At 69.7% G+C, this 19,899-nt stretch carries 21 protein-coding genes and 1 tRNA gene; 14 read left to right on the top strand and 8 right to left on the bottom strand.

Features of this window, described 5'->3' with window-relative positions:
* The first annotated feature begins 169 nt into the window (after positions 1 to 169).
* The 5 genes from ABDZ89_RS16150 to ABDZ89_RS16130 all read left to right on the top strand — a co-directional run bounded on the left by ABDZ89_RS16150 (position 170) and on the right by ABDZ89_RS16130 (position 3,521).
* On the top strand, positions 170 to 535 hold the full coding sequence (locus tag ABDZ89_RS16150) for a winged helix-turn-helix domain-containing protein (protein ID WP_343780700.1): 366 nt from the start codon (positions 170 to 172) through the stop codon (positions 533 to 535).
* A gap of 165 nt (positions 536 to 700) precedes the next feature.
* Positions 701 to 1,483 carry a CBS domain-containing protein gene (locus ABDZ89_RS16145; protein WP_343780699.1) on the top strand — a complete coding sequence of 261 codons (783 nt, stop codon included), beginning with the start codon at positions 701 to 703 and terminating at the stop codon, positions 1,481 to 1,483.
* An 87-nt stretch (positions 1,484 to 1,570) separates the two neighbouring features.
* Complete coding sequence (locus ABDZ89_RS16140) at positions 1,571 to 1,810, top strand: hypothetical protein (protein WP_343780698.1); 240 nt, start codon at positions 1,571 to 1,573, stop codon at positions 1,808 to 1,810.
* Between the two features lie 96 nt (positions 1,811 to 1,906).
* On the top strand, positions 1,907 to 2,890 hold the full coding sequence (locus ABDZ89_RS16135) for an NOP5/NOP56 family protein (RefSeq protein WP_343780697.1): 984 nt from the start codon (positions 1,907 to 1,909) through the stop codon (positions 2,888 to 2,890).
* Positions 2,883 to 3,521: a fibrillarin-like rRNA/tRNA 2'-O-methyltransferase gene (locus ABDZ89_RS16130; protein WP_343780696.1), complete on the top strand. Its 639-nt coding sequence runs from the start codon at positions 2,883 to 2,885 to the stop codon at positions 3,519 to 3,521. Before ABDZ89_RS16135 ends, ABDZ89_RS16130 begins: the two co-directional genes overlap by 8 nt.
* On the opposite strand, the gene ABDZ89_RS16125 is transcribed toward ABDZ89_RS16130, so the two are convergent.
* From ABDZ89_RS16125 to ABDZ89_RS16115, 3 genes are all read right to left on the bottom strand, one after another.
* Complete coding sequence (locus ABDZ89_RS16125) at positions 3,522 to 3,716, bottom strand: helix-turn-helix transcriptional regulator (protein WP_343780695.1); 195 nt, start codon at positions 3,714 to 3,716, stop codon at positions 3,522 to 3,524.
* Entirely contained in the window at positions 3,713 to 4,129 is a 417-nt protein-coding gene (locus ABDZ89_RS16120; RefSeq protein WP_343780694.1) for a DUF2178 domain-containing protein, read from the bottom strand. Before ABDZ89_RS16120 ends, ABDZ89_RS16125 begins: the two co-directional genes overlap by 4 nt.
* Before the next feature lie 147 nt (positions 4,130 to 4,276).
* Positions 4,277 to 4,585 (bottom strand): transcription initiation factor IIB family protein, encoded by a 309-nt coding sequence (locus ABDZ89_RS16115; RefSeq protein ID WP_343780692.1) that lies wholly within the window; start codon positions 4,583 to 4,585, stop codon positions 4,277 to 4,279.
* A 129-nt stretch (positions 4,586 to 4,714) separates the two neighbouring features.
* On the opposite strand from ABDZ89_RS16115, the gene ABDZ89_RS16110 reads away from it, so the two are divergent.
* Positions 4,715 to 5,413 carry an endonuclease III domain-containing protein gene (locus ABDZ89_RS16110; protein ID WP_343780691.1) on the top strand — a complete coding sequence of 233 codons (699 nt, stop codon included), beginning with the start codon at positions 4,715 to 4,717 and terminating at the stop codon, positions 5,411 to 5,413.
* 424 nt (positions 5,414 to 5,837) lie between these two features.
* Positions 5,838 to 5,922: transfer RNA gene (locus ABDZ89_RS16105), tRNA-Leu, on the top strand.
* Between the two features lie 66 nt (positions 5,923 to 5,988).
* On the opposite strand, the gene ABDZ89_RS16100 is transcribed toward ABDZ89_RS16105, so the two are convergent.
* The 3 genes from ABDZ89_RS16100 to ABDZ89_RS16090 form a co-directional block, all read right to left on the bottom strand.
* Positions 5,989 to 6,891 carry a hypothetical protein gene (locus tag ABDZ89_RS16100; RefSeq protein WP_343780690.1) on the bottom strand — a complete coding sequence of 301 codons (903 nt, stop codon included), beginning with the start codon at positions 6,889 to 6,891 and terminating at the stop codon, positions 5,989 to 5,991.
* A 114-nt stretch (positions 6,892 to 7,005) separates the two neighbouring features.
* A complete protein-coding gene (locus tag ABDZ89_RS16095) occupies positions 7,006 to 8,025 on the bottom strand; it encodes an NADP-dependent oxidoreductase (protein WP_343780689.1) in 1,020 nt (339 codons plus the stop codon).
* 236 nt (positions 8,026 to 8,261) lie between these two features.
* The gene (locus ABDZ89_RS16090; protein ID WP_343780687.1) at positions 8,262 to 8,462 is read right to left on the bottom strand and encodes a VNG_1110C family protein; all 201 of its coding nucleotides are present in this window, start codon (positions 8,460 to 8,462) and stop codon (positions 8,262 to 8,264) included.
* A gap of 249 nt (positions 8,463 to 8,711) precedes the next feature.
* Between ABDZ89_RS16090 and ABDZ89_RS16085 the strand changes: the two genes are divergently transcribed.
* The 4 genes from ABDZ89_RS16085 to ABDZ89_RS16070 all read left to right on the top strand — a co-directional run bounded on the left by ABDZ89_RS16085 (position 8,712) and on the right by ABDZ89_RS16070 (position 12,926).
* Positions 8,712 to 9,821, top strand: coding sequence for an OBG GTPase family GTP-binding protein (locus tag ABDZ89_RS16085; protein WP_343780686.1), 1,110 nt, complete (start codon positions 8,712 to 8,714; stop codon positions 9,819 to 9,821).
* 446 nt (positions 9,822 to 10,267) lie between these two features.
* Positions 10,268 to 11,455, top strand: coding sequence for a redox-regulated ATPase YchF (locus ABDZ89_RS16080; protein WP_343780684.1), 1,188 nt, complete (start codon positions 10,268 to 10,270; stop codon positions 11,453 to 11,455).
* Between the two features lie 89 nt (positions 11,456 to 11,544).
* Positions 11,545 to 12,375 carry an amidohydrolase family protein gene (locus ABDZ89_RS16075; protein ID WP_343780683.1) on the top strand — a complete coding sequence of 277 codons (831 nt, stop codon included), beginning with the start codon at positions 11,545 to 11,547 and terminating at the stop codon, positions 12,373 to 12,375.
* A gap of 62 nt (positions 12,376 to 12,437) precedes the next feature.
* A complete protein-coding gene (locus ABDZ89_RS16070; protein WP_343780682.1) occupies positions 12,438 to 12,926 on the top strand; it encodes a DUF371 domain-containing protein in 489 nt (162 codons plus the stop codon).
* Between the two features lie 159 nt (positions 12,927 to 13,085).
* Here the strand turns inward: ABDZ89_RS16070 and ABDZ89_RS16065 are convergent, their stop codons facing one another.
* Positions 13,086 to 14,330: an inorganic phosphate transporter gene (locus ABDZ89_RS16065; RefSeq protein ID WP_343780680.1), complete on the bottom strand. Its 1,245-nt coding sequence runs from the start codon at positions 14,328 to 14,330 to the stop codon at positions 13,086 to 13,088.
* A gap of 385 nt (positions 14,331 to 14,715) precedes the next feature.
* Entirely contained in the window at positions 14,716 to 15,315 is a 600-nt protein-coding gene (locus ABDZ89_RS16060; protein WP_343780679.1) for an NUDIX hydrolase, read from the bottom strand.
* A 509-nt stretch (positions 15,316 to 15,824) separates the two neighbouring features.
* Here ABDZ89_RS16060 and proS point away from each other — a divergent pair.
* The 3 genes from proS to ABDZ89_RS16045 all read left to right on the top strand — a co-directional run bounded on the left by proS (position 15,825) and on the right by ABDZ89_RS16045 (position 19,880).
* The gene (proS, locus tag ABDZ89_RS16055; RefSeq protein WP_343780678.1) at positions 15,825 to 17,300 is read left to right on the top strand and encodes a proline--tRNA ligase; all 1,476 of its coding nucleotides are present in this window, start codon (positions 15,825 to 15,827) and stop codon (positions 17,298 to 17,300) included.
* Positions 17,301 to 17,444: 144 nt separating this feature from the next.
* Positions 17,445 to 18,500 (top strand): hypothetical protein, encoded by a 1,056-nt coding sequence (locus tag ABDZ89_RS16050; protein WP_343780677.1) that lies wholly within the window; start codon positions 17,445 to 17,447, stop codon positions 18,498 to 18,500.
* 96 nt (positions 18,501 to 18,596) lie between these two features.
* Entirely contained in the window at positions 18,597 to 19,880 is a 1,284-nt protein-coding gene (locus ABDZ89_RS16045; RefSeq protein ID WP_343780676.1) for a helix-turn-helix transcriptional regulator, read from the top strand.
* Positions 19,881 to 19,899: the final 19 nt, after the last annotated feature.

Below are 19,899 nucleotides of genomic sequence, written 5' to 3'. Positions count from 1 at the left end.
CGCCTCGAAGCGGCGGCGACGCCGGACTTGTCGTGTGCCAAACGGACACACTAGCCGCTGTGCGCGCAATCTCTGATAATGAGCGGTTCTCACGTCGAGTCGAAGGCGAAGCGCACAGGAGGGGGGGACGGAGCCCGACGAAGCGAGCCACCATCACCGGTCGTTCGCGATGAGTGACGCCGGCTCGGAAGACGACGAGTCGCAGTTCGTCCAGCGGCTCCTCGACGCCCTGAGCGAGGAGACGAACCGGACGATCTTGTCCGCGCTCGACGAGCCGACTTCGGTCGCCGAACTCGTCGAGGAGTGCGGTATCCCGACGTCGACGGTGTACCGGCGCTTGGACACGCTCAACGAGTTGGACCTGGTGACGGAACACGTTTCGATAGACGCCGAAAGGGGGCGGTATCGACGCTACGAGCGGAACGTGAGCCGGGTCTCGATCGCCGTCGACGAGCGCGGGCGACTCAGAACTCGCGTCGAACGCCCGAACGGCGAGCCCGACGAAGCGGTGACTTGGGGGCCGACCGCGAGGTAACGCCGCCCCCAACCGACGGTCGTCAGGGAACCGCGGGACCGCCCGCCGTTGGCGTGTGGCTGGGGCCGCTCGCGCAGGCCCTCCGGAGGGCGAACGCGGCGAGCCACCGGATCGGGCCCCCGTCGCCCCGCCCTCTTTTTATCCCGGGAGCGTTTACGGCGGACGATGAGCGGCAAACCGACGGTCGGGGAGTACATGACCCGCGAGGTGGAGACGGTCAGCCCGGACGAGACGGTGGCGACCGTCGCGCGTCGCATGGCCGACAGCGACGGCCACAACGGGTTCCCGGTGACGCAGGGCCGCACCGTGGAGGGGTTCGTCTCGGCCGGGGACCTGCTGCTCGCGGACGACGACGCCCCGGTGTTCACCGTGATGACGGAGAACCTGATCGTCGCGCACCCCGACATGAAGGTGACAGACGCCGCCCGCGTAATCTTACGCTCCGGCATCCAGCGGCTCCCCGTCGTCGACGACGCCGACAACCTCGTCGGGATCATCTCGAACACCGACGTGGTCCGCTCGCAGATCGAGCGCGCGACGCCCGGCAAGGTCGGGAAACTGATGCGCACCCTCGCGCAGATTCACGGCGTCGACCTCGACGAGGAGCGGCGCGAGGTCGAGATAGCGGCGCTGACCCCGACGCAGGCACGAGTGTACGCCGACGAACTGGAGGGACGGCAGTACGAGCTCGAACACGGGCTCGCCGAGCCGCTCGTCGTCATCGACAACGGCGGCACCCTCTACCTCGCGGACGGCCACCATCGGGCCATGGCCGCTCGCAAGGCCGGCATCGAGACGATGGACGCGTACGTGATCGTCCCCCGGACCCCCGTCGAACTGGGGATGGCGAAGACCGCGGAGAAGGAGGGGCTCCGCGTCGTCGAGGACATCGAGATCGTCGACTACGCGCGGCATCCGCTCGTGGAGACCACGAAACGGCTCCAGTGAGGAACCGGGACCGACTCCTGCCTGCCGGCGGGGTGAATCCGTGGCTCTCGCAGACACATTTTTATGAGACGACAGGAAAGGAAGCGTATGGGATCACGAATCCGAACAGCGTTGAGCAGGGCGAAGTACGCGGCCGTCGGCGCCGCAGTGGGCGCTGCGGTCGGTGGACTGTGGAGTCGAAACGCGGCCAGCACGGGCGGGGGATTGGGCGCACTAGCGGGCGCGAGCCTCGCGGAGCTGCGGTCGGACGCGGGCGGCGTGTTCGCCGACGAAGACGACGGCGAGGAGGAAGTTACGGACGAGGCGGAGACAGACGCGGCGGCGTGACCGCGGCGATCCGGTAGAACCCGCATCGGGAGCGGGCCGCGAGGCCGCCGGCCGCATCGGGAACGTCTATACCGGCGGGGCGAGTAGCCGCCCGCAATGACCGACACCGACGCCGAACCGGTCGCGAGTGCCGCGTCCGACGGCGGAGACGGCTGGTTCGAGGCGCTGCCGACCGGCGCGGCCGACAGCGACGCGGCCGGCGACGACGTCGAGGCGGGGAGCGACGACGCGACCGCGGCGGCCGCGACACGGGTTCGCGACGGGAGCGCCGGGTCGCCCGCCGACTGGCCTGCGCGCGCCGTCGAGTCCGGGTTCGCGGACGACGCCGACGAGTACTACGACCGGCTGAAGGCTGCCACGACGCGCGCGACCCGCGAGGCGGTCCGCGAGCGGGAGCGGGCTGACGACGCACAGCTGATTCACGCGATCCGGGCGATGGACGACAGCGAGCGCGTCGCCAACGAGCTCGCGGAGCGCGCCGTCGAGTGGGCCGGGAGCCTCTTCGACGACGTCGGCTCCGGAGTGAGCGGCGCCCGAGCGATCGCGGCCCGCGAACCGGAAAGCGAGGTCGAGCGACGGGCGGTCTCCCTCGCCGAACGCGCAGCCGAGCTCGACGACGAGCGCGCGGCGCTCGCCGAGACGATCGGTCGGATCGCGCCCGCGGTCGCCCCCAACCTCACCGAGATGGCCGGGCCGGAGCTCGCCGCGCGGCTGATCGCGCTTGCCGGCGGGCTGGAGTCGCTCGCCAAGAAACCCTCCGGGACGGTCCAGGTGCTCGGCGCCGAGGACGCGCTGTTCGCACATCTCTCGGGACGCGCGCCGTCGCCGAAACACGGGATCATCTACACGCACGAGTTCGTCCGGGGAACGCGCTCCGAAGACCGCGGCTCCGCGGCGCGAGCGCTCGCCGGGAAGCTGACGCTCGCCGCCCGCGCGGACCACTACGGCGGGGAGCGCCGCGAGCGGCTCCACGACGACCTCCGCGAGCGGATGGCGACGATCCGCGCCCGGGCTGACGACGGGGCCGGCCCAGACGGGTCGGGTAGCGCGGAGACCGAGGAGGTGACCGACGGTGAGTGAGCCGGCCCTGCCGGCGGGCGTCGAGCGCCGCGAGTTCGGCGGCGAGCGACGGCTCGCGACCCGCGGCGAGCCCGTCTACGGCGAGCCGACCGCGGACGGCTGGCGCGCGTGGGACCCGAACCGGTCGAAGCTCGGTGGGATGCTCGAACTCGGCCTGGAGACGGGGCTCGCGGGCGGCGAGACCGTCCTCTACCTCGGCGCGGCGAGCGGGACCACGGTGAGCCACGTCGCCGACTTCGCCGGCCCCACGTACGCGGTCGAGTTCGCGCCGCGCCCGGCGCGCGACCTGCTCGACGCCGCCGAGCCGCGCGACCGCCTCTTCCCGCTGCTCAAGGACGCGCGGAAGCCGGAGACGTACGCGCACGTCGTCGAGTCCGAGGTCGACGCGATCGTTCAGGACGTCGCGACCCGCGGACAGGCCGAGGTGGCCGTCCGCAACGCGCGGTTCCTCGCCGACGACGGGCGGCTGCTGCTCGCGATCAAGGCGCGCAGCGAGGACGTGACCGCGGCGCCGGAAGCGGTGTTCGAGGGCGCGCTCGACCGACTCAGGGAGGGGTACGAGGTGATCGAGACGCGGCGGCTCGACCGGTTCCACGAGGACCACCTCGGCGTCGTGGCGACGCCGAAGTGATCACTCGGTCGGCTCGAAGATCTCCTCGATCCGACAGCCGAAGTGGTCGGCGAGCTCGAAGGCGAGCTCCAGCGAGGGGTCGTAGCGCTCGCGTTCGATCGCGTTGATCGTCTGGCGAGTGACCCCGACGGCGGCGGCGAGGTCGGCCTGACTCTCCCCGGTCTCGGCGCGTCGGTCGCTGATGTCGTTTCTCATGCGTTCCGCTTGTAGTAGAGGAGAGAGACGCCGAACACGACGAAGATCGCGAAGAGGGCCAGGGTCGCACCGTAGAACTCGCCCGGTAACGTGAGCGCGCCGCTCTCCTGTAAGGCGAGCCCGCCTGGCGTCCCAAGGATGAAGAGGTACGCGAAGACGTTCAGCGTGTTCTGACTGGCCTTGCGCTCGATGGCGTTGTCGCGCTCGTCGTACAGCTCGACCGGGCTGAACCGCTGGACGAGCCCCATGCCGAGGCCGCCGGCCCAGTAGAGAGCGACGCCGAGGACGAACCGGTCGAGCGCGATCGAGATCCACAGCGCGAGGATGCCGGCGCCGAGCAGTCCGTAGGCGATTCGTTTGTAGCGTTTTCGGGTGGAGGGCCGAGTCGTCGCGGAGGCGGTGTGTTCGCTCATGATGGAGGGTAAAGCGAGCGGAGCGGGACAAGGTGTAAAGCTCGCTTTACAGTAAAGGAGATTTTACGTTAGATGATAAAACTATCGCCGTCGAGGTCTCTGATAGAGGATCGCGTGAGAGCCGTTCGTGCGCGGGTTTTCAGGTTTCTACCACGACGGCGGCGAGAAGCCGGCGTCTTCGAGGATCGGCTTCCAGCGCTTCTGGACCGAGAGCCGCGAGACGTCCATCGCGTCGGCGACGGCGGACTGCGAGCGCTCCTCGCCGCGGATCAGCCCGGCGACGTAGAGGCTCCCGGCGGCCGCGACGCGTTTTCCCTGGTCGTCTTCCGGGGCGCGGGAGAGGAACAGGTCGACCGCAGTCGAGCGCGTCTCCTCGTCGAGATCGAGCGAGTCGCAGGCCTCCTCGAGCAGTTCGATCCACGCCTCGTTGTCGACTCGGTCGCTCGCCCGGTACACGCGTCCGGGTAGTCGAGGGCGACATATAAACGGCGGCGTTGCTCGGACCGCGTTCGGTCGGGTCGCGTTCGGTCGGGTCGCGTTCGGTCGGGTCGCCGGTCTCAAGTCACCGGCGCACGTAGCGCGCGTATGTCGACGCAGACTTGGGACGAGACTCGGGTCCGGGCGCTTCACGACGACCTCGTGTCGCTGTACGAGCCGGTCGACCGAGTGGCGGAGCACGGCGCCGACCCGACGGCCGAGCCCGGCGAGGGCGTCCGCCAACTGGTGACGACGATCCTCTCGCAGAACGTCGCCGACGAGAACACGCGGCGGGCCGCCGAGGCGCTGTTCGAGCGCTACGCCGACTTCGCGGCGATCGAGGCCGCCGACCACGAGGAGTTGCGCGAGACGATCCGAGTGGCCGGGCTGCCGGACCAGAAGGCCGCCCGGATCCAGCGCGCGCTGACCGCGATCCGCGAGGAGACGGGCGGGGCGTACTCGCTGGCGTTCCTCGACGCGATGGCGACCGACGACGCGAAGGCGTGGCTCACGGAGATCAAAGGCGTCGGCCCGAAGACCGCGAGCGTCGTCTTGAACTTCCACTTCGGCAAGCCGACGATGGCGGTCGACACGCACGTCGAGCGGGTCTCGAAGCGGTTCGGGCTCGTCCCGGAGTCGGCGTCGAACGAGCGCGCCCACGACCTCTTAGACGATCAGGTGCCCGACGAGCTGATCTACCCGCTTCACGTCCTGTTGATTCGACACGGCCGGGAGCACTGCTCGGCCCGTGGCGCGGACTGCGACAACCCCGTCTGCGAGGCGTACTGCGACTGCGAGCACTGCTGATACGGTGGATCGGGATCGGTTGGGGCTGGTTTGTAAGCGAGCGGTGACACTAGATCGGTAGCGGACACCGCCAAAGCCCCGGCCGGGAGGCGGGCGTACGCTCGCTGGGCTCCTCACTCGGTCGCTCACTTCGTTCGCTCCCTCGTTCCGGTGCTTGCGTCGCCTACGCCCGCCTCCCGGACGCCCCTTTGAGTCCCGCCCCACACGGCACCTCACACCTCCCCAACCTCGTCGCTCGCTTCGTCGCCGGCGCTACGCGCCGACTGCCGGAGGGACCTCCGGTCCCTCTTCGCTCGCGACTCCCTCGCGCGTGCTGACTCGCGGCCTGTCGGCCGCTCGCAGGGACGCGCCACCGCGGTCACAAATCCCTCCGCTGCTGTCGGTTCGTTAGGTTCTTGAGTCGGTTTCGCGTACGCTGGTTTGCGCGCGGGTTGCCGAGCCAGGCCAAAGGCGTAGCGCTTAGGACGCTATCCCGTAGGGGTCCGCCGGTTCGAATCCGGTCCCGCGCACTGAACGGAAGCCGACGAGCGACGCGAGTCGGCTAGAGTGAGGGAGCAGGAGCGGGGCGAACCCGTTCACCACACGCTCCCCCGGTACTCGAGCCGTAGGTGGTCGGCCGTCTCCGGCGGGATCCCCATCTCCTCGAACATCCGCCGGAAGACCGCGCGAACGTCGTCTTCCTCGAAGGATCGGGAAGCGCGCGTCTGCGCGTCGACCTCGAGCCCGCCGTGGTAATCGATGTGTACGCGGTAGGTGTACCCGTCCGCTTCGTGCGTGACGGTCGCCCGCGGGAGGACGAAGTCGATCCCGCCGAGCCGCTCTTCGCCCGCGTAGTACTCGCGAGCGTGCTGGCCGGTGCCCGGGAAGGAACGCTCGGTGACCGTCGTCGCGCGAGCGGTCAGCTCGTCGTACGTCGCGCGGAACGCGACCGGCTCGTCGACCCGCATCTCGGGGGTGCCCGCTCCGGGCTCGCCGGGGTCGGCGGCGCGGACGTCCGCCCGGAGTTCCTCGACGTACCCCTCCGCTGTCGCCTCGTCCATCTCGAACAGCAGCGCGAGCCGATCGACGAGCCACTCCTCCGGCGGGAGGTCGTCGACGGTGAACTCGCCGCGGTTGTCGTCCGCGAAGACGGTCACGACGGTGACGCCCTCGTCCGCGTAGAAGGTGGCCCACAGCCGCTTCGTCTCCGAGTGGTCGAACGTGACCCGGAACGCCTCGTACCCCGGGCCGAGTTCGGCGTCGAGCTCGTCGATGCCCTCCGGGTGGAAGCCGCTCGACCCGACGCGCTCGACCGCGTACCCGGCCGCGCCCGCTCGGTCAAGCGTGTCCTCGTACGCGAGGTCCGACACGGTGACGCCGTCCGACGAGTACGACGCCACGTCGGACCCGATCAGGACGCCCGAGAACACCGCGTACGCGGCGACGACGACGACGACGGCCCCGACGAGTGCGATCATGGCCACGCGGAATACGTTCATACGCGTTGATACATCGCAGCGTCGTTTAGCCCTACCGGCGGGAGCGAGGAGCGGTGACGACTCACCCGGCCGCCGAGCCGCGTCTCCCGAGTGACGCGTTCGAGGGGACCGCGGCTACGGCTCCCCCGCCGACACCCGCACCACCTGCTTGCCGATGTTGTCGCCGGAGAACAGTCCGAGGAACGCGTCGGGCGCGTTGTCCAGTCCCTCGACGACCGTCTCGCGGTGCCGGAGGTCGCCGGTCGCGACCCACTGACCCAGCTGTTCGCTCGCCTCGCCGAACCGGGTCGCGAAGTCGCCGACGAGCAGCCCCTCGATTTTGGCTCGCACGGGGATGATCTGCGGGAGCTTCCGCGGGCCGGTCGGGACCGACTCGTCGTTGTAGTGGGCGATCTGTCCGCAGACGGCGACCCGGGCGTCGAGGTTCAACTGCGTGAACACGGCGTCGGTGATGGGGCCGCCGACGTTGTCGAAGTACACGTCGACGCCGTCGGGCGCGGCCGCAGCGAGCGCGGCGCGGTAGTCGTCGGTCGTCTTGTAGTTGATCGCCGCGTCGAAGCCGAGGTCCTCGGTGAGCCAGTCGGTCTTCTCGTCGCTGCCGGCGAAGCCGACCACGCGACAGCCGTTCCGCTTCGCGATCTGGCCGACGACGGAGCCGACCGCGCCCGCCGCGCCGGAGACGACGACCGTGTCCCCGGGCTTGGGCTGACCGACCTCCAGCAGGCCGAAGTAGGCGGTCCGGCCGGGCATGCCGAGGACGCCGAGGTACGCCTCGGGGTCGGCGACCGTCGGGTCGACCGGCGCGACGTCGTCGGCGTCCAGGGTCGCGTAGTCCGCCCACGACCCCTCGCCGGTCACGAGGTCGCCGACCTCGTACGCGTCGCTCTCGCTTTCGACCACTTCGCCGACGACGCCGCCCTTGAGCGCGTCGCCCACGTCCCACGGCTCCGCGTACGACTCGGCGTCGCGCATCCGACCGCGCATGTAGGGGTCGACGGAGAGGAACCGGACGCGAACGAGGAGTTCGCCCGGGTCCGGCGTCGGCACGTCCGTCTCGCGCAGCTCGAAGCAGTCCATGTCGGGCTCGCCCGCCGGTCGCTCGGCGAGAAGCCACTCTCGGTTGGTGTTCGTCACGGCCGGCGTTGGGCGACGCGGGTGAATAGGGTTTGGTCCCCAGCAGCCGTCGGGGGGATTCGGAACCCGCGGCGGACTACCCGCCGCCCAGCGGGACCGTCAGTCGACCGTCCGGGCGGTCGCCGTCGACCGCTTCGAACGGGGCGTTGAGAGGACCGACTGGCGAGGCGACCGGTGTGAGCGAAGCCGAGGAAAGCGAGGTGCGAGAGCCGAACCGGGAAATTCGCGGCGTCGGGTCAGGCGACCGCGACGCCGTTGCGCGTGAGGTAGTCGCTCACGGACTTGATCTCGACCGGGCTCCCGATGATGCGGTACTGCTCGGGACCCTCGACGACGGTGACGGTGAACCGTTCTTCGAGACACTCCCGATGCCCGTCGAGCGCGCGGTGCGGGAGGACGATCTGTGTGCTGTCTCGGAGGCTCGACGGATCTGGCATTCGGCGTGTCTGAGGATTACGCGTCGGTAATATAACCGTGTCGAAGTATCGTCGCGCCAACCACTCTGCGGCCGACGATCGGCCGGTTAGCCCGTACGCGACACCGCGGTTCGGAGCCGGGTGCCGGGGCTCGGAGCGGCGGTGTCGGGGCGGACCTTCGGGCGACAGGCGTCGCGAGGCCGGACCGCGTCAGCGTCCCGGCGACCCGAAGGAACACCTTTAACGAGCCGACCGGCCGAGGGTGAGGTAATGGGACTGGAGGAGGAGATCGAAGACCTCCGCGAGGAGATCGCCGAGACGCCCTACAACAAGTCCACGGAGGCACACATCGGGCGCCTGAAGGCGAAGCTCGCGGAGAAAAAAGAGAAGCTGGAGAACCAGTCCTCCGCCGGCGGCGGCCACGGCTACGCGGTCGAGAAGCACGGCGACGCCACGGTCGCGTTGGTCGGGTTCCCGAGCGTCGGGAAGTCCACCCTCATCAACGCCCTCACCAACGCCGACAGCGAGGTCGGCTCCTACGAGTTCACCACCCTCGACGTCAACCCGGGGATGCTGAAGTACCGCGGCGCGAACATCCAGATCCTCGACGTGCCGGGGTTGATCGAGGGCGCCGCGGGCGGTCGCGGCGGCGGCAAGGAAGTGCTCTCCGTCGTCCGGACCGCGGATCTGGTCGTGTTCATGCTCTCGGTCTTCGAGATCGAGCAGTACGACCGGCTCCGCGAGGAGCTGTACGCGACGAACATCCGGCTCGACACCGAGCCGCCGAACATCAACATCCGGAAGACGCACAAAGACGGGCTCGGCGTGACGATGAGCGACGACGTGAGTCTGGAGGAGGAGACGATAAAACAGGTCCTCCGCGAGTACGGCTACGTCAACGCGAAGGTCACCATCCCCCACGACCTGACGATCGACGAACTCGTCGACGCCGTGATGGACAACCGCGAGTACCTCCCCTCGATGGTCAGCGTCAACAAGGCCGACCTCATCGACAAGAGCTACCTCCCGACCGTGAAAGCGGAGCTCCGCGAGCGGGATCTGGACCCCGACGACGTGCTCTTCATCTCCGCGGAGAAGGGGCTCGGCCTCGACGGGCTCAAGGAGCGCCTCTGGGAGGAGCTGGGCGTTATTCGCATTTACATGGATAAGCCGGGTCGCGGCGTCGACTACGAGGAGCCGCTCATCCTCTTCGAGGGCGACACCGTCGGCGACGCCTGTACGAAGATCGGCGGCGAGTTCGACGAGCGATTCAAATTTGCGCGGGTTTCGGGGAAAAGCGCGAAACACGACGACCAGCAGGTCGGGAAGGGCCACGAGCTGGCCGACGAGGACGTGCTCCGGATCATCGCGCGGAAGTAGACTTTTAATTGAGCGTTGGCAGCGCTATCGCATCAGGCGCCCCCGCCGTTCATTTGTAAATACCAGACAGTGGATCGGCGGCGAACACCGCCAAAACCCCAGCCGTGAGGACTCGATGCGCTCGTTGTGGTCCTCGGCGCTCACTTCGTTCGCGCCTGCGGTCCTTACGTCGCGCGTCTTCGTCCTCACGGCTGCCCCTTTGAGTCCCTCCCCGCACCGCAAACGCACCTCACGCCTCCCCAGCCTCGCGGTTCGCTCGGAGCTCCCTCCGGTCGCCCCTCGCTCACCGCTCCCTCGCACGCGCTCCTCGCGGCCGTCCGAAAACGGCCGCTCAGAGGCGCGCGCCACCGCGCCGTCTTGGTTTCCTCCCGTTCCTTGCGCCGAGTGTCGCATCTGTCGCCCCGCCCGACCGAAAGGCGCTTTTCGCGGGGCCGCGACCATCGAGTATGCTCACGGTCGCGCTCGCGGGCAAGCCGAACGCCGGCAAGTCCACCTTCTACACCGCCGCCACGATGGCCGACGTCGACGTCGCGAACTACCCGTTCACGACCATCGACGCCAACCGCGGGGTGACCCACGTCCGGACGCGCTGCCCGTGTCTCGACCGCGAGGAGCGCTGCGGCAACGAGAACTGCCGCGACGGGAAACGCTACGTCCCGATCGAACTCCTCGACGTCGCCGGGCTGGTGCCGGGCGCACACGAGGGCAAGGGCCTCGGCAACCAGTTCCTCGACGAGCTGACGAACGCGGACGTCGTGGTGAACGTCGTCGACGCCTCCGGCGCGACGAACGCCGAGGGCGAACCGGTCGAGGTCGGGAGCCACGACCCGCTCGGCGACGTGGACTTCATCGAGGAGGAGATGGACCTGTGGCTCGCGGGCATCGTCGATCGCAACTGGGAGAGCGTCGAGCGGAAGTCGCGCTCGCCGGACTTCGACCTCGAAGCCGCACTGTCCGACATGCTCACCGGGTTCGGAGCGACCGAGTACGACGTGGCGAGGGTGCTCCGCGGCTTGGAGTACCCCGACGACCCGAAGGCGTGGACCGACGACGACCGCGAGGCGCTCGCGCGGGCCGTCCGCCGCCGCACCAAACCGATCGTCGTCGTCGCGAACAAGGTCGACGCGGCGCCCGACGGCGCGGTCGACCGAATCCGCGAGGGGACCGACAAGCCCGTGATCGCGGCCACCGCGGACGGCGAACTCGCCCTGCGCCGCGCCGCCGAGGCCGGCGTCGTCGACTACGACCCGGGCGACGAGTCGTTCGAGATCGTCGGCGACGTCTCCGACGACCAGCGCGCCGGCCTCGACGCGCTCCGCGGGTCGATGGCCGAGTACGAGGGCACCGGCGTTCAGGCGGCGCTGAACGCGGCCGTCTACGACTTACTCGACCGCATCACGGCGTACCCGGTTCAGGACGCTGGCAAGTGGACCGACGGGACCGGGAACGTCCTCCCGGACGCGTTCCTCCTGCCCGCCGGGTCGACGCCGCCGGACCTCGCGTACGCGGTCCACTCGGACATCGGCGAGGGGTACCTCCACGCGGTCGACGCGCGCGCCTCGCGCCGGATCGGCGAGGACCGAGAGCTGAGCGAGGGCGACGTGGTGAAGATCGTCTCGACCGCGGGACCGTGACCGGCTTCGGGCGCTCGAGTCGCCCGCGCCCCGTCGTGCGACCGACAGGCACATGCGGGTCGCCCGAGACGGGCCGGTAGAGAGCGGCCATGCTTGGGCTCGAACACGACTTCCGCATCGTCGACACCCGCGCGACCCTCGACCCCGACGAGTCGTCGGTCGCCACTCACGGGCGGGACATCTCGCCGGAGCGATTGGAACGCGAGATGCTCCAGGCGGGGATCGTCCGCGCGGTCGCGAGCCCCGGCCAGCGCGCTGCCGGACGGAGCTACCTCCGCGCGAACAACGCCGTCGCCCGCCTCTCGATCGACCGGCCGTTCGTCGCGTTCGCCCGCCTCAACGGCCCCCGCGACCCGGGGACAGGGCCCGCGTCGGTGGTCCGGAACCTGCGCGCCGAGCGCGGGGACCACCACACCCGGCCTGACGACGTCGAGCAGTACTCCTACGACGACCGCTTCCACGGCTTCACGCTGGCGCCCCACGTCGACGGGCTCCCCGACGAGGAGGTGCTGTCCCGGCTCGAGGCGGCGGACCTCCCGCTGTTCGTCCACGCGGGCCGCGAGTTCCCGCCGGACGCGGTCGAGGCGGAGCTGCTCGGCTACGACTTCCCGGTCGTCCTCGGGAGCTTCGGCGGGTACCCGCTGGACGCCGAACTGATGAACGGGACGCTCGACCTGCTGGACGAGTACGACCGCGTGTACGTCGACACGAGCGCGGTCCGGTACCGCGAGGTGCTCGAACGCGGCGTGTTGGAACACCCCGACCGCGTCCTCTTCGGCTCCGGCGCGCCCGACGTCCACCCCAACGTCGGCGTCATGGAGGTGCTCACCCTCGACGTCTCCGAGGACCTGATGCGCCGCGTCTTCGCCAAGAACCCCGCCCGCCTCGTGCCCGCGCTCGCCGAGGGCGCGGACGTCTGAGCCGGCCCCGCCCCCGACGCCGAAGCGACGCGCACTTGTCGCGCCGCCGCCGACCAACGGACATGAGCGACGCAGACGCCCGAAGCGAGTCCGTCGCGGGCGCCGACGATCCGCACGTCGAGGTCGTCCGCGCGGTCGGCCACGAGCACGTCACCGCCGAGCACGCGAGCACCGTCGAACTCACGACCGACGACTGGCTCACCCCGGCCGGCGACTGTATCGTCGGCGTCGAGGCGGACCGTACCCCGCGGGACTTCGCCGCCGAGTTCCGCGAGGCGTGTCAGGACGCGGGCGCGACCATCGAGGCGACGTTCGTCGTCGACGACGGCGACGACGAGTACCGGGAGACGATCGAGGGGCGCGGCGACCCGGACCTCGCGCTCCGCGACGACCGTTCGATGGTCGGGCGCACGAGCGACTACACCGACGACGAGCGGACGGTCCTCGTCGACGGCGACGGCGCGGCCGCCGACCTCGACCGCGACCTCGTGGCGGCGCTGGCCGACGGCGCGGCCCTGACGCTCCGGCTCGAAGTCGACCCCGCGGAGTGACTGGCGCCGGAAGTCACCGCGACGTCACCGGCTGGCGGTTACGGGGTCGCGTGCTCGGCCGGGTCGGCCCCGGTAACGTCGACCTGTAGATGAACTCCGTTGAACTCCTCCGACGACGAGACGTCTTCGGGGCCGTGCTGAGTACGCGGCGCGTGTGGCTCACAGCAGGAATGCGAACACCGGGTATGAGCCGAGGATCGCCAGCGACGGCGTCAAAACCCACATCGTCACGATACGCTTGGCCGCCGCCGGGTCGAAGAGGCTTCGCTGGTCGATGTCCGCCGGCCCCTCGGCGCCGATGTCCGGAACTTCCGGAGTCTCGTCCGGCTTTTCGGCCGATTCCTCGCTTCGGGCGACGTCCCCGATAGTCGGGCCGGCAGGGACGTCTTCGGAACGTGAAGTGACCAGTGCGCCGGTCGAGACCGCCACGTCCGGACGCTCAGGCGACGGCGTCGCTAACTCCGCCAGCGACGAGACCCGACTCGCCCGACCCCATCCGAGGCCGATGATCGTCGAGGTCGTGCTGACGGCGAGACTCGCCGGGATCCCGAAAGACGAGAGAGCGGTGATGACCGTTCCACCGATCACGGAAACGATCAGTGAGGCGAGAATGGGGAGCTCCGTGATATCGTCCCCGACCGTTTCGAGCGTGCGGCGGGCGATGGTGAAACTACCCACCCCGAAGGCACCCACCGCGAGCAGGACGCCCTGATTCACGGTGAGCGAGCCGCCCGAACCGACGAGGGGAGCGACGGCGTTGGCAGCGTTCGACGCCCCGGCCGAGAACGCCATGTAACAGCCGATGATCACGACCAAAAGCGATCCGACGATGTCCTGGAGCGACGCGTTCGGATTGATGAACGGTCGTGGGATCGTGCTCGACCGGTCGAATTGGATGAACTGGAGGTTAAACGTGGTGAACGCGACGTAGCGGTCGAGATACGGATAGAGGTAGCGACCGATAACGACGCCGAGAGTCAGACAAAGCAGTGGGGAGACGATCCAGGCGGAGACGATAACGAACATCAAGGCCTGATTGAGAGTACCGGTCGCGAGCCCCAAGCCGACGATGGCGCCCACGGCGGTCATCGAAGTCGACGCCGGGACCCCGTAGAGGTTCGATATCAACAGCGACGCCCCGGTGAAAAACAGAACGACGACGCTGGCAACGGGCGTGAACTGGACCGCCGGCACGATGCTGCTGCTCATCGTTTCGATGACGTTCCGACCGACGGTCCACGCCCCGAGGAAGGCGAAGCTAACGAACAGCGCCCCCGCAGTCACCTTTCGAACGAGGCGCGAGCCGACCGCAGGGCCGAACGCGACCCCTGTGGACGACCCGCCGATGTTGAACCCGACGAATGCGGCGACGACGATACCGACGGCGGTCAGGAGCATCACCATCGTAAGTGGATAGATATTGCCAGACGCCGGTTTAGTAGCTTTGACAGCAGTTCCGACTGTCAGTTCACGTTCGGCGCTACACACGGACACGAAGCGTTCGCGTGCCGAGACAGATGGTAGCGGCCGTGATCACTCCGAACGCACCGGCCGTGCTCGCTTTCCCCGATGAACGACACAGCAGACTAACGATTAACGGGTCGATGACCGAAAGGCTGTGTCCCCTCAGTACAGATCGGGACATCTTATTTTCAGTACAGATCGGGACGCCCCTCTGTTAACCACGCGCACTGTAGTCAGCAGCTAGTTCCTACGGGTCGCTGAGATTTCGACGGAGTCGGCTAAACGGGTGATCGGTCGGGGCCGAGGATGCCGGAAGTCCGAACAGTCAGATCGGTAGCTCCGCGTCAGCGCCGACGACGCGGTCCGGCTCCTCGGGAGCGCGCCAGTCGGTGGTCCGCTCCAAGAGTTGGACGACCATGCCCCCCGTCACGCCCCAGACCGTGTAGCCGCCGACGTGGAAGAAGTGGACGCGGTGGTCGCCGTACTCCGGGTGGCCGACGCGCCGCTCCGACTCGTAGTTCGCGGGGTCGGTGAGCGCGTCGACCGGGAGGATCGCGACCTCCGCGACCTCCGACTCGTCCGGGACGTACTCGCGGTCGGGCGCGACGCCGACGAACGGGCGGACCGCGTACTTGCTCGACGTGCGCGTGTCGTCGATCCGCCCGACCACGTCCACCTCGTCGGAGCGCATCCCGACCTCCTCGTCGGCCTCGCGAAGGGCGGTGTCCGTCAGCGTGCGGTCGATCGGCTCGCGGCCGCCGCCCGGGAAACTCATCTGCCCGGGGTGCTCGCCGAGGTGCGCGGCGCGTTTGGTAAAAAGCAGGTGGGCGTCGCCGCCGCGCTCGATGACGGGCGCCAGCACCGCCGCCTCCCGCCGCCCGGCGAGCGACCGCGGCGTGTGGCGGCGCAGCCCCGACAGGTCCATGGTCGAGATAGGCGACGCGAGGCGGTTAACGTTTCCCCGACGGCGGTACCGATAAACGGTAACGTGTGACGCGTTTGGGCGGATCCGGACGCGTCGGTCCGACGGGGGGTCCGGGGAGAGGCTCTGGCGGGCCGTCGTCCCCCCTTGCTTCGCTCACACCGGGAGGGCCTGCTGGACGACCGTCGCCGCGAACGCCGACAGCAGGACGATCGCCGCGACGAGTAACACCGTCCGCTTCGGCGGGAACGCCATGGGCGATCTCACGGCCGGACCGCTCAAGTACCCTGGCGACCGTCACAGCGAATTTCGGTCGTTTTACGTCGAAAGCCGCCCTTACCGGCGGCGTCCATGTCGAGTAATCGGTATCAACCGGGGCGGCCGGCGGTCCGTGAGAGCGACCAGTTCGACCGGGACCGCGAACGCGATGCGTCCGGGAGCGGGCGCGCGCCGCCCCGACGGGGCGGTCGGGTTCGGACCTTTTAAGCCGGCGACACCCGCTTTCGAGAGTAATGAGCGACGACGACCAGGAGCTCGGCATCACCGAGTCCAAGACGCACAACACGGGCGAGTGGTACGCCGAGGTCGTACGGAAGGCGGGGCTGGCGGACTACGGCCCCGAGGGGATGAGCGGCTTCATCGTCACCCGACCGCGGGCCTACGCCGTCTGGGAGCGGCTCCAGGGGTTCCTCGACGCGAAGTTCAAGGACACGGGCGTCCAGAACGCCTACTTCCCGCTGTTCATCCCCGAGTCGTACCTCGAACGCGAGAAGGACATCGTGGAGGGGTTCGACCCCGAGGTCGCGTGGGTCGACGAGGCGGGCAACAAGGAGCTCGAAGAGCGGCTCGCGGTCCGGCCGACCTCCGAGTCGATCATCACCCCGTACATCAGCCAGTGGGTCCGCAGCCACCGCGACCTCCCCCTGCGCGTGAACCAGTGGTGCTCGGTCGTGCGGTGGGAGGCGACCGAGACGAAGCCGTTCTTCCGCACGAAGGAGTTCCTCTGGCAGGAGGGCCACACCGCGCACGCGACGAGCGAGGACGCGTGGGCGGAGACGATGACGCGGCTCGACCAGTACGAGTCGGTCTACGAGGACCTGCTGGCGCTGCCGGTCCTGAAGGGACAGAAGCCCGACCACGACAAGTTCCCCGGCGCGGACACCACGACGACCGTCGAGGCGCTGATGCCCGACGGGAAGTCGGTACAGGCCGGCACCTCTCACCACCTCGGCCAGTCGTTCGCGGAGGCGTTCGACATCACCTACTCGGACGAGGACGAGGAGGAGCGGACCGCCCACACCACCTCGTGGGGACTCTCGTGGCGCGCGCTGGGCGCGCTGATCATGACCCACTCCGACGAGCAGGGGCTCGTCCTGCCCCACACGGTCGCGCCCACGCAGGTCGTCGTCGTCCCCATCTGGCAGGAGGACACGAAAGACGACGTGCTCGCGTACGCCGAGGGCGTGGCCGACGACCTCGACGACGCGGGGATCCGCGTCGAACTCGACGACCGCGACGAGCGCAACCCCGGCTTCAAGTTCAACGAACACGAGCTCAACGGGATCCCGCTCCGGATCGAGATCGGTCCCCACGAGGTCGACGACGAGGAGCTCACCCTCGTCCACCGCCCCGACGGCGAGAGCGTCGAGGTCGACCGCGACGGCGTCGCCGAGACCGTCCGCGAGCAGTTCGACGAGATATACGCCAAGCTGTACGCGACCGCCGAAGAGACCCTCGACGACGGCGTGCGCGAGGCGGGCGACCGCGCGGACATCCTCGGCACGCTCGGCCAGCACGGCGGCTACGTGAAGGCGCCGTGGTGCGGCGACGAGGCCTGCGAGGAGCCGATCAAGGAGCCGCTAGCCGCCGAGATCGTGATGGTCCCGTTCGAGGACGACGATCCCCGCGTCGACGGCGACGGCGACGAGACGTGCGCGATGTGTGACGACGACGCCGAGCGGACCGCCTACTTCGCGAAGACGTACTGAGCGCCGGGGCGGTGTCGCGTTCGCGGTCTGCGTCGGTATCGCGACCCCGAACCGCCGATGCCGCTCTCGTCGGGCGATTAATCCGAGTTGATCCGTCTTAACGGAGTTTCGGGTATATACGGGAGGGACACATACGCCCTGGTGATGAACCGATGGACTGCGACTCTCGTCGTCGCGCTCGTCGCCGGGGCGGTCGTCGCCGGGGCGGTCGGCGCCGCTCCGGTGGGGACGGTCGTCGCCCAGGACGCCCCGAACGAGAGCGACGGCGGGAACGAGACGGACGCGGCGAACGGAACGACCGACATCAGCCCGGGCGAGCAACTCATCGGCGTCGTCGGGGTTCAGGGCGCCGAGGTCGAAGGCGAGGTCGAGTCGCGGGCCTTCGACGTGGCGCTACGCCGCGCCGACAACGAGACCGAGCGCGCCCGAGTGGTCGCGGAGCGACTGAATCGGACCGAAGAGCGGCTCGCAGAGCTGAGAGAGCGGCAACGCGAACTGCGGGAGCGCCGCGACGCCGGGGAGCTGAGCAAGGGGGAGTACGCCGCCCGGACGGCGACGACGACCGCTCAAGTCGAGTCGGTCGCGCGAGGGCTGAACCAGAGCGCCGACGCGGCCGCGGAGCTCCCGGAAGCGGCGCGCGGCGAGCGCGGGATCGACGACGAGCGCCTGTCCGAACTGCGCGAGCGGGCCGACGAACTCCGCGGCCCCGAGGTCGCCGCCATCGCTCGCGGCGTGGCCGGGAACGGCGTCGGCGGGCCGATGGCGCCGGACCGGCGCGGTCCGCCGGGCAACGACAGCGACCGCGGACCGCCGGACGGAGACGCCGAGCGCGGACCGCCCGAGAACGGCACCGAGCGCGGGCCGCCGGAAAACGACACCGAGCGCGGGTCAGCGGACGGCGCGCCCAACGCCACCGACGGCGAGACGCCCGGCGCCCCCGACGGGGACGCGCCCGGTTCGGGCGGGAACGCGAGCGACGAGGCGGCCGGCGACGGGTCCGGGACCGACCGCGCTGACGGCTCCGGGGCGGACGATCGCAGCGGAGGCGAGGGCGGTCCGAGCGAGAACGGCTCCGCCGGTCCGACCGATCCCGGCGAGTCGTCTGACGCCCCGAGCGGGAACGCGGGAAGCGGCTCGATGAGTGGACCGGTCGACGTCGCGGAGGCGGTCGTTCGGTTCGTCACGGGTCGGTATGCGTGACGAGACCGGGAGACCGGGCGACGGTCCGCGGGTCCGGTGGGACGCGGCGCGGCGTGGATGCGAAGTGATTTATTCGCTCTTTCTGTGAATACTCTCGTGAAGCGAGCGTCGGTCCTTCTGGTCGTCGTCGCCTTGCTCGGAGCCGTCGGCTTCGCGCTGGCCGGCAGCGCCGGCGCGGTCCCGTTCGACGGCGGCTTCGAACAGATGGACGTCGAGCCGGACGACGTATCGATAGCAGTCGCCGTCGAGCCGGACGGCGACGCGGAGTGGACCGTGGAGTACCGGATCCAACTCGCTACCGACGAGGAGGGGCAGGCGTTCGAGGAGCTCCGCGCTGACGTGGAAAACGACACCGAGGCGTACACGAGCCGGTTCCGCGAGCGGATGGCCTCGACCGCGGCCACCGCCGAGTCCGCGACGGGCCGCAACATGACGGTGTCGAACGCGACGGTGACCGCGGAGCGGCGTGAGCTCCCGCAGACGTACGGCGTGTTGACCTACCGGTTCGAGTGGACGAACTTCGCCGAAGTCGACGGGGAACGGCTGCGCGTCGGCGACGCGGTCGACGGGCTGTTCCTCGACGGCTCCTCGTCGTTCATCGTCTCGTGGCCGGAGGGGTACCGCCTCGCGGAGACGACGCCGGAGCCGACGGAGGTCCGCGAGCGCTCGGTCGTCTGGACCGGACCGGTCGACTTCTCGGCCGGCCAGCCGCGGATCAGTGTCGCCCCCGCCGGGCCGCTCTCCGGGCTCCCGACCGGCGCGCTCGCCGCGCTCGTCGGCGCACTCGTCGTCGCCGGTGGGGCCGTCGTCTACCGGCGACGAAGCGCCGGCGCCCCCGGAGCGAGCGGTGGGGCCGGGACAGCCGCGACTACGACGACGAGGGACGCGACCCCGACCGACGAGGGCGGCGGGGATGCGAGCGACGGCGACGCGGCCGCCGCCACAGGAGCGAGCGCGGCGGCCGCCGAGCCCGAGGCGAGCGACGAGGCGGCGTCCGACGGCGACGACGCGGCCACGTCGGAGGACTCGGCGGACTCGGACGAGGCGCCCCCGGTCGACAGCGAGCTGTTGAGCAACGAGGAACAGGTCCTTCGGCTGATCGAGTCGCAGGGCGGGCGGATGAAACAGAAGGAGGTGGCCGAGGAGCTTGACTGGACCGCCGCGAAGACGAGTCAGGTGGTCACGGGGCTCCGCGACGAGGACGACCTCGACGGGTTCCGGCTGGGTCGCGAGAACGTCCTCTCGCTGCCCGACTTCGACCCGGAGGAGTCCGAGGACGACGACGAGGGCGGCGATGACGGGACGAGCGGCGACGACGGAAGTGAGGATAGCGGGGGGACGGACAGAGGCGACGAGGGCGGCGCTACCGGCGGCGACTGAACGGACCGACGACGGTCCG

This window comes from Halorubrum ejinorense (genome assembly GCF_039522565.1).
Taxonomy (GTDB): domain Archaea; phylum Halobacteriota; class Halobacteria; order Halobacteriales; family Haloferacaceae; genus Halorubrum; species Halorubrum ejinorense.
Note: the sequence above shows the minus strand (reverse complement) of the source record. Positions and strands in the feature narration are given on the sequence as shown.

Coding starts and splice junctions, on each gene's coding strand:
- ABDZ89_RS16150 (WP_343780700.1), top strand. CDS start 170: ATGAGTGACGCCGGCTCGGAAGACGACGAGTCGCAGTTCGTCCAGCGG.
- ABDZ89_RS16145 (WP_343780699.1), top strand. CDS start 701: ATGAGCGGCAAACCGACGGTCGGGGAGTACATGACCCGCGAGGTGGAG.
- ABDZ89_RS16140 (WP_343780698.1), top strand. CDS start 1,571: ATGGGATCACGAATCCGAACAGCGTTGAGCAGGGCGAAGTACGCGGCC.
- ABDZ89_RS16135 (WP_343780697.1), top strand. CDS start 1,907: ATGACCGACACCGACGCCGAACCGGTCGCGAGTGCCGCGTCCGACGGC.
- ABDZ89_RS16125 (WP_343780695.1), bottom strand. CDS start 3,716: ATGAGAAACGACATCAGCGACCGACGCGCCGAGACCGGGGAGAGTCAG.
- ABDZ89_RS16120 (WP_343780694.1), bottom strand. CDS start 4,129: ATGAGCGAACACACCGCCTCCGCGACGACTCGGCCCTCCACCCGAAAA.
- ABDZ89_RS16110 (WP_343780691.1), top strand. CDS start 4,715: ATGTCGACGCAGACTTGGGACGAGACTCGGGTCCGGGCGCTTCACGAC.
- ABDZ89_RS16100 (WP_343780690.1), bottom strand. CDS start 6,891: ATGAACGTATTCCGCGTGGCCATGATCGCACTCGTCGGGGCCGTCGTC.
- ABDZ89_RS16090 (WP_343780687.1), bottom strand. CDS start 8,462: ATGCCAGATCCGTCGAGCCTCCGAGACAGCACACAGATCGTCCTCCCG.
- ABDZ89_RS16085 (WP_343780686.1), top strand. CDS start 8,712: ATGGGACTGGAGGAGGAGATCGAAGACCTCCGCGAGGAGATCGCCGAG.
- ABDZ89_RS16080 (WP_343780684.1), top strand. CDS start 10,268: ATGCTCACGGTCGCGCTCGCGGGCAAGCCGAACGCCGGCAAGTCCACC.
- ABDZ89_RS16075 (WP_343780683.1), top strand. CDS start 11,545: ATGCTTGGGCTCGAACACGACTTCCGCATCGTCGACACCCGCGCGACC.
- ABDZ89_RS16070 (WP_343780682.1), top strand. CDS start 12,438: ATGAGCGACGCAGACGCCCGAAGCGAGTCCGTCGCGGGCGCCGACGAT.
- ABDZ89_RS16065 (WP_343780680.1), bottom strand. CDS start 14,330: ATGGTGATGCTCCTGACCGCCGTCGGTATCGTCGTCGCCGCATTCGTC.
- ABDZ89_RS16060 (WP_343780679.1), bottom strand. CDS start 15,315: ATGGACCTGTCGGGGCTGCGCCGCCACACGCCGCGGTCGCTCGCCGGG.
- proS (WP_343780678.1), top strand. CDS start 15,825: ATGAGCGACGACGACCAGGAGCTCGGCATCACCGAGTCCAAGACGCAC.
- ABDZ89_RS16050 (WP_343780677.1), top strand. CDS start 17,445: ATGAACCGATGGACTGCGACTCTCGTCGTCGCGCTCGTCGCCGGGGCG.